At 72.6% G+C, this 15,491-nt stretch carries 9 protein-coding genes; 7 read left to right on the top strand and 2 right to left on the bottom strand.

Annotated elements, in window-relative coordinates; all coding sequences use genetic code 11:
• The first annotated feature begins 195 nt into the window (after positions 1–195).
• A complete protein-coding gene (locus AB0O07_RS33540) occupies positions 196–1,995 on the top strand; it encodes a VCBS repeat-containing protein (RefSeq protein ID WP_365640611.1) in 1,800 nt (599 codons plus the stop codon).
• A gap of 91 nt (positions 1,996–2,086) precedes the next feature.
• Here AB0O07_RS33540 and AB0O07_RS33535 read toward each other — a convergent pair whose 3' ends face one another.
• Complete coding sequence (locus tag AB0O07_RS33535; RefSeq protein WP_365640609.1) at positions 2,087–5,029, bottom strand: glycoside hydrolase family 3 C-terminal domain-containing protein; 2,943 nt, start codon at positions 5,027–5,029, stop codon at positions 2,087–2,089.
• A 386-nt stretch (positions 5,030–5,415) separates the two neighbouring features.
• Here AB0O07_RS33535 and AB0O07_RS33530 point away from each other — a divergent pair, with 386 nt between their 5' ends.
• From AB0O07_RS33530 to AB0O07_RS33505, 6 genes are all read left to right on the top strand, one after another.
• Positions 5,416–7,092 (top strand): extracellular solute-binding protein, encoded by a 1,677-nt coding sequence (locus AB0O07_RS33530; RefSeq protein WP_365640606.1) that lies wholly within the window; start codon positions 5,416–5,418, stop codon positions 7,090–7,092.
• Between the two features lie 110 nt (positions 7,093–7,202).
• Entirely contained in the window at positions 7,203–8,234 is a 1,032-nt protein-coding gene (locus AB0O07_RS33525) for an ABC transporter permease subunit (RefSeq protein ID WP_365640773.1), read from the top strand.
• Positions 8,231–9,193: a carbohydrate ABC transporter permease gene (locus tag AB0O07_RS33520; RefSeq protein ID WP_365640604.1), complete on the top strand. Its 963-nt coding sequence runs from the start codon at positions 8,231–8,233 to the stop codon at positions 9,191–9,193. Before AB0O07_RS33525 ends, AB0O07_RS33520 begins: the two co-directional genes overlap by 4 nt.
• A gap of 116 nt (positions 9,194–9,309) precedes the next feature.
• Positions 9,310–11,544 (top strand): 1,4-beta-glucanase, encoded by a 2,235-nt coding sequence (locus AB0O07_RS33515; protein ID WP_365640601.1) that lies wholly within the window; start codon positions 9,310–9,312, stop codon positions 11,542–11,544.
• A complete protein-coding gene (locus AB0O07_RS33510; RefSeq protein WP_365640598.1) occupies positions 11,544–13,517 on the top strand; it encodes a beta-galactosidase in 1,974 nt (657 codons plus the stop codon). The genes AB0O07_RS33515 and AB0O07_RS33510 overlap by 1 nt, the downstream gene beginning before the upstream one ends.
• An 89-nt stretch (positions 13,518–13,606) precedes the next feature.
• A complete protein-coding gene (locus tag AB0O07_RS33505; RefSeq protein ID WP_365640595.1) occupies positions 13,607–14,314 on the top strand; it encodes a hypothetical protein in 708 nt (235 codons plus the stop codon).
• Positions 14,315–14,334: 20 nt separating this feature from the next.
• On the opposite strand, the gene AB0O07_RS33500 is transcribed toward AB0O07_RS33505, so the two are convergent.
• A complete protein-coding gene (locus AB0O07_RS33500) occupies positions 14,335–15,360 on the bottom strand; it encodes a LacI family DNA-binding transcriptional regulator (protein WP_365640592.1) in 1,026 nt (341 codons plus the stop codon).
• Between the last annotated feature and the right edge of the window lie 131 nt (positions 15,361–15,491).

Genomic DNA, 15,491 nt, shown 5'->3' with positions numbered 1-15,491 from the left:
ACCGCCGTACCGGGCACCGCCGTCCGCCCCCGCCCTTCCCGTTCCGTACACCGTTCGTCCAGCTCGGCTTCACAACTCGTTTGCCTTGAAGGGTGGCTGACGGATAGACCTGCACGTACGACCTGGGGAGGGGCGTCCGTGCGCCGTCGTGGCTTCCCGGGTGCTCCCTGTGTTTCCTCACCCGATGGAGGCAGTATGTCCACTCCCGCGAGACCCCGGGCCCGGTGGCACCGCCGGATCGCCCTGCCCGCGCTGGCCTGCGCGCTGGCGTTCACCGGCGGCGCCCTGACGGCCGGTCCGGCCTCGGCGGCCGGGGGCGAGGGGCCCGACGGCGGGCCCTCGTCCCCCGTCACCCGGCCGGTGCCCGACCGTGCGGAGCGGCCCACGTTCGCCGTCCCGGACCGGGGGCCCGCCCCGGCCGAGGGCTCGGCCACGGCCCGGGGGTCCGGCCCGGCGCGGGCGGCGGTGCGCGCGGCGGTCAACCGCTCGGACTTCAACGGCAACGGGTACGGCGAGCTGGCCTACCGGACCGACTACGGCTCCGTGTGGGTGGACTGGGGCACCGGCGGCGCCGAGGTGATCCCGGAGGAGAGCGCCGAGGTCAAGGATCTCCTCCTGCCCGGGGACCTCACCGGCGACGGCAGGCCCGACATCCTCACCCTCTCCCCCACCGGCGCCCTGCGGCTGCACAGCGGGGCGGACGCCACCAGCGACGGCGGGATGGTCGCGTACACCACCCTCTCCACCGGGTGGCAGGCGTACAACAAGCTGGTCGTCCCCGGCGACCTGAACGGGGACGGCCACCCCGATCTGCTGGCGCGGAGTGCGGCGGGGCTCTTCCTCTTCCCCGGCACCGGCACGGGGTTCGGCCCCGGGATCCAGGTCGGCGGCGCCGGGTGGGGCCAGTTCGACCAGCTCGTCGGGGTGGACGACTTCGACGGGGACGGCCTGGCCGACCTCGTGGTGCGGAACGCGACGGGGCTCTACCTCTACCCGGGCAACGGGAGCGTCACCGGGTACCCGTTCAAGGAGCGCGTCCAGATCGGCGGGACCGGCTGGCTCCAGTACAACCAGATCGTGGGCGGCTCGGACCTGAGCGGCAACGGCACCACCGACCTGGTGGCCCGCTCGTACGACGGCACCCTCTACTTCTACGAGGGCACCGGCACCGGCACCTTCGGCGCCCGTGAGGCCATCGGCGACTACTGGGGCCCGGTGACCCAGCTCGCGGGCGCGGGCAACCCGCCGCACTTCGGCAAGGGCGGGGTCTTCGCCCGGACGCCCGGCGGGGACCTCTACTACTACGCGGCGACCGGCACGGGGCGGCTCACCGCCCGCTACCCGGTCGGCACCGGGTGGGACCCGGCCGACTCCCGGCTGACGCACGCCGTGTCGCTGCGCGCCAACGGCATCTCGGACCTCATCGAGCACAGCCTCTACGACGGGGCGCTCTACAACACCGGCGCCTATGCCGCCGAGAAGCCCCAACTGGCGGGCGGCTCCAAGGCGTACAACCTGGTCGTGGGCCCCGGGGACCTCGACGGCGACGGCAAGAGCGATCTGATCTCGCGGAGTTCGACCGCCCTGTTCTTCAACGCGGGCAGCGGGAACGGGCTTTCGGTGAAGGCGCGGGTGCAGGTCGGCGGCAGCGGCTGGATGCAGTTCGACACCCTGGTCGGCGCCGGTGACCTCACCGGGGACGGCCGCGCCGACCTGATCGCGCGCAGCTCCGAGGGGCTCTTCCTGTACGCGGGTACGGGCAGCGCGAGCGCCCCGTTCGGCCCCAAGACCCAGGTGGGCGGCGTCGGTTGGAGCCAGTACACCAAGCTGGTGGCGCCCGGGGACCTGAACGGGGACGGCCGTCCCGACCTGCTGGCGGCCAACGCGGCGGGCGAGCTGTACTTCTACGCCGGGACGGGGGTCGCCGCCACGCCCTTCCAGGCCCGGGTGAAGATCGGCTCGGGCGGCTGGAGCCAATACGCCGACCTGGTCTGATCCGGCTCCGGCCGGGATCTGATCCGGGTCCGGTCCGGGACCGGTACGGGACGGCCCCGGACCGGCCCCCGGACCGGCCCCGGGGGCGCGGTCAGTCGCCGAAGCCGAGCCTGGCCAGCCGTACCGGGCCCTCCAGGGTGACCCGGAGACCGGCGGTGCCGGAGAGCGGGAGGGGGGCGCGCAGCGTCGTATAGACGTACGGGCCGCCGGTCGGCCCGACCTCGACGCGGGCGCCGCCCTCCTCACCGGCGCGGGCGATCCGTACCGTGCCGCTGCCCGCCGCCTCGACCGAGACGGTGGCCACCCCGGCCCCGAAGTCGCAGTCGTGGAAGACGAGTTCGCCCCGGTCCCCGTCGGCCGGGGTCACCGCGTCGCCGGAGACCTTGGTGCGGTCGACGAGGACGGTGCCGCTCTGCTCGTCGTAGGCGGCGGCCTCCACCCCGCTCTTCAGGACCGGCCGGGGGCGGGCAGGACGCCCGGCGACGGCGAGCGGGACCGAGCAGCGCAGGTCGGCGCTGGAGGACCCGGCCTCGATCACCTGGATGCCGGCCGGGACGGTCCACTCGCCGTGGGCCACGTCGTAATGGCCCAGCGCGTCCACGGGCACGGTGAGTTCGACCGTGCGGGAGCCGCCGGCGGCCACCCGGGTCCGGGTGTGGGCGAGCAGCCGCCGGTGCGGGCTCCCCCGGCGGGGCGTAGCCTCGCGCCCGTAGAGCTGGACCACCTCGTCGGCGTCGTACGGGCCGGTGTTGGTGACGGTGAGGCGCGCCCGTACGACCCCGCCGGAGCCCTCGGAGCCCTCGGAGCCCCCGGCCTCGTCCCCCGTCCCCTCGTCCACCAGCTCCACCGTCAGGTCGTCGTAGTCGAAGGCCGTGTACGACAGGCCGTGGCCGAAGGGGTAGAGCGGGGTGCCGTCGAAGTAGAGGTAGGTGGCCCGGGAGCCGATGATGTCGTAGTCGAGCAGGTCCGGCAGGTCGGCGTCGGCCGCGTACCAGGTCTGGGGGAGCCGGCCGGCCGGTACGGTGTCGCCGGCGAGGGTCCGGGCGAGCGCGGTGCCCGCCGCCTGGCCGCCGTGGGCGCTCCACAGCAGGGCGGGCAGGAGGGCGTCCGCGTCCCCGACGGCGTAGGGGTAGGCGGAGGTCAGGGCGAGGACGGTGCGCGGGTTGGCGGCGTGGGCGGCGCGCCAGAGCCGGTCCTGGTGGGCGGGGAGGGCGAGGGTGTCACGGTCCTCGGTCTCGCGGCCGTTGATGTGCGGGTCGTTGCCCGCGACGACGATCACCGCGTCGGCGTCGGCCGCCGCGCGGGCCACCGCGTCCTCGCCGCGTTCGACGGTCACGATCTCGAAGGGCTCGCCCCGGTCGGCAACCTTCAGCCCGTCGGCGGCGACCGCCACATACCGGCCGGTTCCCAGGTGGAGCAGGAGGTGGTGTCCGTCCTGATGCGGTACGCGCCGGAAGGTCTCCTGGACGACCCAGCCGCCCGGCTGGTCGGCGGAGGCCCGTACATAGCCGTCCTCGGCGACGGAGAGATAGCGGCCGTCGGGGGCGCGCAGGGTGAGGACGCCACCGCCCCAGTCGACCAGGGCGAGTTCGGCCGCCTCCGGTTCGGCTCCGGTGGTGGTGAGCGGCGGCAGGTCGGTCCGTCCGGCGAGGAGCGCCGGGTCGAGCGCGCCCTCGGCGGCGCGGGTCTCGGTACGGGCTGTCTCGGTACGGGCGGTCCCGGTGCCGGCCGGCTCGGGGGCGGCGGGGCCCGGCGCGGTGACCCAGCCGCCGGTGGCGGTGGCCCGGAGCCGTACCCGGTCGACGCCCTCGGTGAAGGTGACCCGGTCGGCGCCGAACCGCTCGCGGAGGCCGTCGAGGGGGGTGGTGCGGTGGATCAGGGTGCCGCTGTACCAGTCGAGTTTGCACTCGTCGGCGAGGAGTCCGGCCACCGCGATCCGCTGTCCCGGCGCCAGTGGCAGCAGCCCGTCGTTCTTGAGCAGCACGACGGCCTGTTCGGCGGCTTCCAGGGCGAGCGCCCGGTGTCCGGGGGTGTCCCAGCCGTTCTCGGGGGTGATCTCCGCGTACGGGTCGCTGCCGGGGTCGAACTCGCCGAGCGAGAAGCGCACGGTGAGCTGGCGGCGTACCGCCGTGTCGAGGTCGTTCTCGTCGATCAGCCCGCGCGCCAGGGCCGCCCGGATCCGGGCGGTGATGAGGGTGGGGTCCTCGCCGTGGTCGGTGAAGCTGTCGACGCCCGCGCGCAGCGCCGCCGCCGTGGCCTCCTCGTGGGTGGCGAAGTACGCCTCGGAGTCGGCCAGGTTGCTGGGCGCGCCCGCGTCCGAGCAGACCAGCAGCTCCTGTTCGGTCCACCGCCGCAGATGGTCGCCGAGGTGCGGCGAGACATGGTTGGGGCGGCCGTTGACCAGGTTGTAGGCGGGCATGACCCCGGCGACGGCGCCCGCCTCGACGGCGGCGCGGAAGGCCCGCAGATCGTACTCGTGGAGCACCCGGGGGCGGACGGAGGAGGAGGTGAGGTCGCGGCGGGTCTCGTTGTTGTGGGCGAGCCAGTGTTTGAGGACGGGCGCGGTCCGCCAGAACTCCGGGTGGTCGCCGCGGAGTCCGCGCGTGTAGGCGACGGCGAGGGCGGCGGTGAGGGCCGGGTCCTCGGCGTACCCCTCCTCGTTCCTCCCCCACCAGGGGTGGCGCAGCAGGTTGACGGTGGGGGCCCACACGTTGAGGCCGACGCGGGGGTCGCGGGTGCGCAGGGCGCGTGCCTCGGTGGAGACGGCCTCGCCGATCCGGCGCAGCAGCTCCGGGTTCCAGGTGGCGCCGAGCCCGACGGCCTGCGGGAAGACGGTCGCGGGCCCCATCCAGGCGACGCCGTGCAGGGCTTCCTGGCCGGTGCGGAAGGCGGCGACGCCCAGCCGTTCGACGGCGGGGGCGTACTGGTGGAGCAGGGCGGTCTTCTCCTCGGTGGTGAGCCGGCCGAGGAGGTCGGCGACGCGGGCGGCGCGGGGCGACTCCGGGTCGCGGAACGGCGGCTGGTCGGGCGTCACGGGCGGTTCCCCTCGGCGGTGTGCGGGACGGTCTCGGGCGGGCGCTCCGGCCAACGGGTCCCCGAAAGGCCTTTCGAAGCGCTTCGATGCTCCGAGTCTCCCCGTCGCCTGTCAAGGCGTCCTCCGGCATCGCTCCTGGGCTCTCCCGGGGGCGTAACACCTTCCCGGGACGGTCCTGTTGCGGAGGCGGAACGGAGTGTCAAGGAATCTTGGGATCGACTCTTGTGGACCCCGGGGCGTTCATTTAACCTCGCAGCAACATCGAAGCGCTTCGACACTTTTCGGTCGACTCGCGGGACGGCCCTGTCGTGAGCCTCCTCCGCTTCCGATCGGCCGGCTCCCCCCGGATCCGCCGGTGTTCCGGCGCACCACGAAGGGTTGACGCAATGACGCCGACGTCGTCCTCCGCTCCCAGCCGGAGAAGCTTCCTCGCCTCCACGGCGGTGGCCGCCGCCGCGGTGGCGGGCGGGGCACCGCTGCTCGCCGCGTGCGGCGGCGGCGGGCAGAGCGGGAAGAAGGAGGGCGCGACCTCCGGCAAGGAGGCGCGGAAGCTGCTGCCGGCCTTCGTTGCGCAGAGCACCGTACCGCCGGACATCCCGTCGAAGAACGGTTCGGCGGCGGGGTACACCACCGCCATCGCCACCGCCGAACTGAAGGCCTCGGTCCCCTCGAAGCTCGGCAAGGGCAGCAGCATCAGGATCATGTCCCCGTTCTGGGGGACCCCGCCGGCCTCCTCGAACGCGTACTACCGGGCGATGAACGAGGCGATCGGGGTCCGTACCGTCTGGCAGAACCAGGACGGCAACACGTACGACGAGAAGCTCGGCGCGGTGCTCGCCTCCAGCGACATCCCCGATGTGGTGATCGTGCCCGGGTGGAATCTGACCGGCAAGATCCCCGGCGCCGTCAACGCCAAGTTCGAGGACCTGGGCCCCTATCTCTCCGGCGACAAGGTCAAGGACTTCCCGAACCTCGCGGCGATCCCCACCGACGCCTGGCAGCGCTCCCTCTTCGGCGGCGCGCTGCGCGGCATCCCGATGCCCGCCTCGCCCGTGGTGAACATCGCGCCCTTCTACCGCGCCGACATCTTCGAGCAGAAGGGGTACGAACTCCCCACCTCCGCCGACGAGTTCCTCGCCCTCGCCAAGGAGATCACCAGTGCCAGGGCGAAGGTCTGGGCCTGCGACGACATGAAGTGGACCGCGTTCAGTGTGTTCGGGGTGCTCTCCGGCAGCGACAAGGCGCTCTGGTGGGACCGGGTCGACGGCAAGCTCGTCAACCGGATCGAGACGCCCGAGTACCTGGAGGCGCTGGAGTGGACACGGAAGCTGTACGCGGCCGGGGTGGTCCACCCGGACGCCAGGGCCGCACAGGGCGACGCGGGCAACCGGTTCACGGCCGGGCAGGTGCTCATCTACAACCAGGACCTGTCGAGCTGGTACGCCAAGTCGGTGGAGCAGGCCGCCAAAAAGGACTTCCGGATGGGCGCGATGGACATCTTCGGCCATGACGGCGGGGATCCCCGGCTCTACGCGGTGCAGCCCGCCAACATCTGGGCGTTCGTCCGCAAGGGCTCCTCGGAGCAACTGGTCAGGGATGTGCTGGCGGTCTCCAACTTCACCGCGGCGCCGTACGGCACCAAGGAGCGGATGCTCACCGAGTACGGCGTCGAGGGCACCCACTACACGGTGAAGAACGGGCTGCCGGTCAAGACCGACCAGGGCAATACCGATGTGGTCGGCGCCTTCGACTACACCAGCCACCCGGCGCCGTACATCGCCCACCCGGACCGCGCCGACCTGACCCGGGCGATGGTGGAGTGGCAGCAGCGCATGGGCGCGTTCACCAAGAAGACCTCGTTCTCCGGGCTGACCATCACCGAGCCCAACCGGTGGACCAACCTGGCGGACAACTTCGAGCAGTTGGAGGACGACATCGTCCGGGGCCGGAAGAAGGTCGGCGCCGTCCAGCAGGCCGTCTCCGAGTGGCGGAGCCAGGGCGGCGACCAACTGCGCGACTGGTACACGAAGCTGCTCGACGACTCCGGTCCGGCCGCGAGCTGACCGTACGACGCGAGGAGTCCGAGGTGTCGCACAGCGCAGTGCCGGACGCGCCGCCCGCCGGGGACGACGGGGCGGACGGCGGCGAGGGGGCGGACGGAGCCGCCGGGACGGTGCCCGTGGCGAGGGCGCGGGCGGACGCCGGGGCCCGGACGCCGGGCCGGGGCGCCGGGAACCGGAAGGCGGGCAGCCGGAAGAGGCGGGGACCGGAGCGGCCCCCGCGGAGGTGGCGGATCAGGCTCCGCAGGGACCGTACGCTCCTGCTGATGACCCTGCCGGCGCTGCTGCTGGTCCTGGTCTTCAACTACATCCCGATCCTGGGCAATGTCGTCGCCTTCCAGGACTACGACCCGTACCTCGGCGAGAACGGCTTCGCCGCGATGCTCCAGAGCCCCTGGGTCGGCTTCGAGCAGTTCCAGCGGATCTTCGCGGACTCCGCGTTCTGGGCGGCGGCGCAGAACACGCTCGTTCTCTTCGTCCTCCAGCTCGTCCTCTACTTCCCGGTCCCCATCGCACTGGCCCTGCTCATCAACAGTGTGCTCAGACCCCGGGTGCGGGCGATCGCGCAGGCCGTGATGTATCTGCCGCACTTCTTCTCGTGGGTGCTGGTGGTCACCGTCTTCCAGCAGATCTTCGGCGGCGCGGGCATCATCGCGCAGACGCTGCGGCAGCACGGCGTCGAGGGCTTCGACCTGATGACAGACCCGGGGATCTTCAAGTTCCTGGTGACCGCCGAAGGCGTCTGGAAGGACGCCGGGTGGGGCATCATCGTCTTCCTCGCCGCGCTCTCCTCCGTCAATCACGAACTGTACGAGGCGGCGGCGATGGACGGGGCGGGGCGGTGGCGGCGGATGTGGCATGTCACGCTGCCCGCCCTGCGCCCGGTGATCGCGCTGCTGCTGGTGCTCCGGGTGGGCGACGCGCTGACCGTCGGGTTCGAGCAGATCCTCCTCCAGCGGGACGCCGTGGGGCGGGATGCGGCGGAAGTGCTGGACACCTTCGTGTGGTGGACGGGGATCAGGAACCAGGACTTCGGGTACGCGGCGGCGGCCGGTCTGGTCAAGGGGGTCATCGGGCTCGGGCTGGTCCTCACCGCCAACAAGGTCGCCCATCTCATGGGCGAGCAGGGGGTGTACAAGAAGTGAGCCTCACCGACACCGGCACCGGCACCGACGAGCGGCGTACGGCACGGCCGCCGGGCGCGGGCCGCTGGGCGGCGCCGCCGCGCCCCGTCTGGGAGGAGGAGCCGACCGGGGCGGGGCTCGCGGGCAAGGCCGCCGTGCTGACCGTGGCCTGTCTGGCGATCCTCTTCCCGCTCTGGATCGTGGTGGTCACCAGCCTCTCCTCCCGGGAGACGATCAGCGACGCGGGCGGCCTGGTGGTGATCCCCCGGGACATCACGTTCATCGCCTACCAGGAGCTGCTGAGCGGCGGCCAGGTGCAGCGCGCCGCCCTGGTCAGCCTCGGAGTGACGCTGGTGGGCACCGTGTTCAGCATGACGGTCTCCGTGCTCTGCGCGTACGGTCTGGTGCGGACCGACTCGCTCGGGCACCGCTGGATCCTGATGACGCTGCTCGCCACCCTGTTCTTCGGCGCCGGGCTGATCCCCACCTATCTGCTGGTGCAGGCGCTCGGGCTGACGGACAGCTATCTCGCGCTGATCCTGCCGAGCGCGGTGAGCGTCTTCAACATCCTCGTGCTCCGCTCGTTCTTCATGAACATCTCCCCGGAGCTGATGGACAGCGCGCGCATCGACGGCGCGGGCGACCTGCGGATCCTCTGGGGCATCGTCATCCCACTGTCGCGTGCCGTCATCGCGGTGATCGCGCTGTTCTACGCGGTCGGCTACTGGAGCGCCTGGTTCAACGCCTCCCTCTACCTCAGCGACCAGGACATGATGCCGCTCCAGAACGTGATGATCCAGCTCGTCCAGAAGCAGGAGCCGCCGACCGGGCTGGGCCAGCAGATCAAGACCGGGCAGCTCTCGCCGCTCGCCGTGCAGATGGCGGTGATGGTGCTGGCGCTGCTCCCGGTCGCCGTCGCCTCGCCGTTCGTCCAGAAGCACTTCAGGAAGGGCATGCTCACCGGCGCCGTCAAGGGGTGACCGGGCCCGCCCGTACCCGTACGACCGTACGCGTACCACCGCACGCCGCACCGCCGCACTCCCCCGCACCGCCGCACCGCCGCTCGCGCAACCCCCCACCGACGGAAGGTGATGTCATGTCCGAGCCGCAGCAGGGTCAGAGCAGACGTACCGTGCTCGCCACCGCGTCCGGCGCAGCGGCCGCGCTCGCCCTGGCAGCGACGGCCGGTACGGGCGCGGCGAGCGCCGCGCCCCGGCCCGCCCCCGGGGCCTCCCCGGCCGGGGCGGCGGCGCCGGCCGCCGCGCAGGCGTACCGGTGGCGTACGGCGGCCATCGGCGGGACCGGGTTCGTCACCGGGGTGCTCTTCCACCCGGCGGTCCGGGGGCTGGCGTACGCGCGGACCGACATCGGCGGCGCCTACCGCTGGGACGAGGCGACCGCAGCCTGGACCGCGCTCACCGACCACCTCGGCTGGGACGACTACAACCTGCTCGGCGTCGAGGCGCTCGCCGTCGACCCGTACCACCCCGACCGGGTCTATCTGGCGCTCGGCGCCTACACCCAGTCCTGGGCCTCCCACGGGGCCGTGCTCCGCTCCGCCGACCGGGGCGCCACCTGGAGCCGCACCGATCTCGGCGTCCGGCTCGGCGCCAACGAGGACGGGCGCGGCACCGGCGAGCGGCTGCTCGTCTCGCCGCTGAACAGCGACACCCTCTATCTGGGGACCCGGCACGACGGGCTGCTCACCTCCACCGACCGGGGCGCCACCTGGTCCGCCGCGCCCTTCCCGGCCGCCCCGAACCCCTCCGGGCAGGGCATCACGCTGCTGGTGGCGGCGGGGCGGACGGTGTACGCGGGGTGGGGCGACGGGGGCGGCGGCCTCTACCGTACGAGCGACGGGGTGAGCTGGGAGGCGGTGCCGGGACGGCCCTCGGGCCCGGCCGCCCAGGTGCCGGTGCGGGCGGCGTACGACGCCGGGGCCGACGCCCTGTACGTGACCTACGCCAACACCCCGGGGCCCAACAACCAGAGCGAGGGGTCGGTCCACCGGCTCACCACCGCCACCGGCGCCTGGACGGAGGTGACCCCGGTCCGGCCCGGCGGGGGCGATCCCTTCGGGTACGGCGGGGTCGCGGTCGACCCCCGGGTCCCCGGCACGGTCGTCGTCTCCACCAACAACCGCTGGGGCCCGGTCGACACCCTGTACCGCTCCACCGACTCCGGACGGAGCTGGACCTCGCTCAAGGAGACGGCGGTCCTGGACGTGACCGAGACGCCCTATCTGCGGTGGGGCGGCTCCGCGCCCAAGTTCGGCTGGTGGATCCAGGCGGTCGCGCTCGACCCGTACGACTCGCGGCATCTGGTGTACGGGACCGGGGCGACCCTGTACGGCACGCGCGACCTGGTCCGCTGGGCGCCGGAGATCCGGGGGCTGGAGGAGTCCGCCGTCCGCAAGGTGATCTCGCCGCCGGCCGGTTCGGCGCCGCTGCTCAGCGCGCTCGGCGACATCGGGGTGATGTACCACGACTCGCTGACCGCCTCGCCCTCCCGGGGCATGGCAGCGAACCCGGTCTTCGGCAGTGCCACCGGGCTCGCCCAGGCCGCGCTGAAGCCCTCGTACGTGGTGCGGACCGGCTGGGGCGACGCGGGCAACGGGGCGTTCTCGAACGACGGCGGGCAGAGCTGGGCCCCGTTCGCGGCCCAGCCGGCGATCGCGAAGGACGCGCCGGGGCCGGTCGCGGTGAGCGCCGACGGGGCGCTGCTGATCTGGTCGTTCGTCCACTGGGACGGGACCAGGCACCCCGGTTTCCGCTCCACCGACAACGGTGCGAGCTGGACCGAGATCGCCACCTTCCCCCGGGGCGCCGAGCCGGTCGCCGACCCGGTGAACCCCCGGATCTTCTACGCGTACGACACCGAAGGCGGCGCCGTCCTGCGCTCCACGGACGGCGGGGCGACCTTCGCGCGCGGGGCGTCCGGGCTGCCCGCCGGGGATGTCCAGTTCCGGATCGCGGCGGCGCCGGGACGCTCCGGCGACCTCTGGCTCTCGGCCAAGTGGAACGGCCTCTACCGGTCCACCGACGGGGGCACCTCCTTCACCAAGGTGCCGAGCTGCTGGGGCTCGTACGCCCTCGGCTTCGGCAAGGAGGCGCCGGGCGCCGCCTATCCGGCGGTCTTCCAGACCGGCGCCACCGAGGACTTCATCGGGGTGTACCGCTCCGACGACACCGGGGCGTCCTGGACCCGGATCAACGACGACGCGCACCAGTGGGGGTGGACCGGCGAGACCATCACCGGCGATCCCCGGCTCCACGGCCGCGTCTACCTCGGCACCAACGGCCGGGGCGTCCAGTACGGAGACCCCGCCTGATGCCCTCGCTCGACGACGCCACCCGGGGCCGGATCCTCTTCGGCGGCGACTACAACCCGGAGCAGTGGCCCGAGGAGACCTGGGCCGAGGACGTACGGCTGATGAAGCGGGCCGGGGTCTCCTCGGTGACCCTCGGGGTCTTCTCCTGGGCCACCATCGAACCCCGGCCCGGGGCAAGGGAGTTCGGCTGGCTGGACCGGCTGATGGAGCTGATGGACAGCAACGGGATCGGGGTGGTCCTGGCCACCCCGACCGCCTCCCCGCCGCCCTGGCTCGGCGCCCGCCACCCGGAGACCCTGCCGCGCGACGAGGACGGCCGGGTGGTGTGGTGGGGCTCGCGCCAGCACTTCTGCCCCAGCTCCCCGGTCTACCGGGGATACGCCGCCGCGCTCACCGAGGACCTGGCGGCGCGGTACGCGGACCATCCGGCGCTCCGCATGTGGCATATCAACAACGAGTACTGCACCCACTGCTGGTGCGACGCGACGGCCCGGCACTTCCGCGTCTGGCTGCGCGACCGGTACGGCGACCTGGCGACGCTCAACGAGGCGTGGGGCACGGCCTTCTGGAGCCAGCGCTACGACTCCTGGGAGGAGATCATCCCGCCCCGGCGCGCCCAGTACATGCGGAACCCCGGGCAGGCCCTGGACTTCCGGCGCTTCACCTCGGACGCGCTGCTGGAGTGCTATCTGGCCGAGCGGGACATCGTCCGGCGCCACTCCCCGCGGACCCCGGTCACCACCAACTTCATGCCGCTCTGGATCGGCCAGGACGCCTGGGCCTGGGCGGAGCACGAGGACGCCGTGTCGGTCGACGTCTACCCGGACCCCAGGGACCCGCAGGGGGGTCAGCTCAACGCGCTCGTCGGCGACATGACCCGGTCGCAGGCGAAGGGGCCCTGGATGGTGATGGAGCAGGCGGCGGGCGCGGTCAACTGGCGGGGCGTCAACCACCCCAAGCCGTACGGGCTCAACCGGCTCTGGTCGCTCCAGTCCGTGGCCCGGGGCGCCGACGCCATCTGCTACTTCCAGTGGCGGGCCTCCCGGCAGGGCGCCGAGAAGTTCCACTCGGGGATGGTCCCGCACGCGGGCGAGGAGGGCCGGGTCTTCCGCGAGACGGTACGGATCGGCGCCGAACTCGTCCTGCTGGGACCGGAGGTGGCGGGCACCCAGGTCCCGGCGGAGATCGCGGTGCTGCACGACTGGGACTCCTGGTGGGCCGACCAGCAGGACGGCCGGCTCTCCGCGCACCTGGACCACGCGGAGCTCGTACAGGCCTGGCACCGCGCCCTGTGGGAGTCGAACCTGCCCACCGCGTTCGCCCGGCCCGACCACGATCTGAGCGGCTACCGGCTGGTGGTCCTCCCCCATCTCTATCTGCTGGACGACGCCGCGATCGAGAACCTGACCGGCTATGTCGCGGGCGGCGGCACCCTGGTGTGCGGCTTCCTCACCGGGATCGCCGACCGGGACGACCGGGTGCGCGAGGGCGGGATGGACGCCCGGCTCCGTGCGCTGCTGGGCATCGGCACGCTCCACGAGTGGTGGCCGCTGGAGCCGGACGAGAGCGTGGCGTGCGACGGGTTCCGGGGCCGGCTCTGGTCGGAGGAGCTGGAGCTGTCGACCGGGGAGGCGGTCGCCTCGTACCGCGACGGCGAACTCGCCGGGCTGCCGGCCGTGGTCCGCAACGGCCGCGCCTGGTACGTCTCGACGCTTCCCGACCCCGCTGAGCTGCGCGCGCTGCTGGCCCGGATCGCCGGGGAGGCGGGGGCCGCGCCGACGGTGGCGGGGGCGCCCGAGGGGGTGGAGGCGGTCCGCCGGGGCGGGCTGCTCTTCCTCCTCAACCACGGGCGGGCGACGGTCACCGTCCCGCTCCCCGGACGCCACCACGAACTCCTCGAAGACCGGCCGGTGGCCGGCGCGGTCGAGCTGGCCCGCTTCGGGGTCGCCGTCCTGCGCCCGCTCCCGGAGTGACCTCCGGCAGGCGACTGCCGGCAGAGAAGGAGCACGGCCCGCGGCCCCGCCCCGGGGTCGCGGTACTCCCCCACCCATGGAGGGACGCCATGGCACCACGTACCTGGAAACGGCTGCTGCTCGCACCCGTGGTCGCGTTCTTCGCGCTCGTCGGCTTCGCCGCCGCCCCCGCGCAGGCGGCGATCTGGTCCTCGTCGGAACAGTGGGGCAACTACACCACCTCCGACAACTACACGCTGTACAACAACATCTGGGGCTCGGGCGCAGGCTCCCAGACCATCTGGGTCAACTCCTCGTCCAACTGGGGAGTCTGGGCCAACCACCCCAACACCGGCGGCATCAAGTCGTACCCCAACGCCAAGAAGGTGGTCGGCAGGTCGGTCGACTCGCTCTCCTCGCTGCGGAGTTCCTACAACGTCACGGTGCCGTCGTCGGGCGCGTACAACACGTCGTACGACATCTGGGACACCAACTACAACTACGAGGTCATGCTCTGGGTGAACTACACCGGACCGGTGGGCCCGTTGGGCACCTCGCAGGGCACGCTCACCCTCGGCGGGCACACCTGGAACGTCTACAAGGGGTCGAACGGCTCCAACCAGGTCTTCTCGTTCCTGCGCACCTCGAACTCCACCTCCGGGACGGTCGACATCCTGCCGATCCTCAAGTGGATCAAGGACACCAAGGGGTGGTGGGGGAATGTGACCGTCGGTGACGTCCAGTTCGGGTACGAGATCACCTCGTCCTCCGGCGGTCTGGACTTCGTCACGAACAGCTTCTCGGTCAGCAGTAGCTGACGGCCCGTCTGTTCCGTTGCTCAGAGCGGGTTCCCGGGCGGTGCCGCCCGGGGGCCCGCGCTCTCCCGTACGGTCAGCTCCGGCCGGATGAGCACCACTTCGTCGGTGCCGCGGCCGGCGAGCTTGGCGACGACCTGCTCGACCGCGCGCCGCCCCATCTCCTGCGCGGGCACGGCGACGGAGGTGAGCGGCACCGAGGCGTGCACGGCGACCTGGTCGGGGCAGATGGCGACCACCGAGACGTCCTCGGGGACCGCGCGGCGCTGCTGGCGCAGCAGGGCGAGGAGCGGATCGGTGGCCGCCTCGTTCTGCACGATGAAGGCGGTGGTGCCGGGGCGTTCGTCGAAGATCCGGCCGACGGTGGCGGAGACCGCCGCGTAACTCCCCTCGCAGGGCCGGTGGAGCACCCGCAGCCCCAGCTCCCGGCTGCGCTCCCGCACCCCGCTGAGGGTGCGCTCGGCGAAGCCGGTGAGCCGTTCGTAGACGCCGGGGCCCTCGCCGATGACGGCGATCTCCCGGTGGCCGAGCTCGGCCAGATGCTCGGCGCACCGGGCACCGGCGGCGGCGAAGTCGAGGTCCACGCAGCTCAGTCCGGCGGTGTCGGCGGGGAGTCCGATGAGGACGGCGGGGCGGTGGGTCGCGCGCAGCGGCGGCAGCCGGTCGTCGTGCAGCTCCACGTCCATCAGGATCATCGCGTCGGCGAGGGCGCTGCCCTCGACGCGGCGGACGGCGGCCGGGCCCTCCTCGCCGGTGAGCAGGAGGACGTCGTACCCGAAGGTGCGGGCCGTGGTGGCGACGGCGAGGGCGATCTCCATCATCACCGGCACATACATGTCGGTGCGGAGCGGCATCATCAGCGCGATGATGTTGGAGCGGCTGCTGGCGAGGGCGCGGGCGCCCGCGTTGGGGTGGTAGCCGAGCTGTTCGATGCTCCGCTCGACGCGCTCGCGGGTGGTGGCGGAGATGGACCGCTTGCCGCTGAGGACATAGCTCACCGTGCTGGCGGAGACTCCGGCATGATGAGCGACATCGGCGAGGGTGACCATTCAGCTCTCCAAGGCGGTCCTGCGTGATGGCGAGGCCGGGGCGAAGCGCTTCGACCATGCCGTCTTCGAGAGTAGTTCGCACGGCTATGACCTGTCCATAGTCGGATCGAAGCGCTTCGACAGAGCTGCGT

The sequence above is a fragment of the Streptomyces sp. NPDC093085 genome (genome assembly GCF_040683935.1).
Lineage (GTDB): Bacteria > Actinomycetota > Actinomycetes > Streptomycetales > Streptomycetaceae > Streptomyces.
Note: the sequence above shows the minus strand (reverse complement) of the source record. Positions and strands in the feature narration are given on the sequence as shown.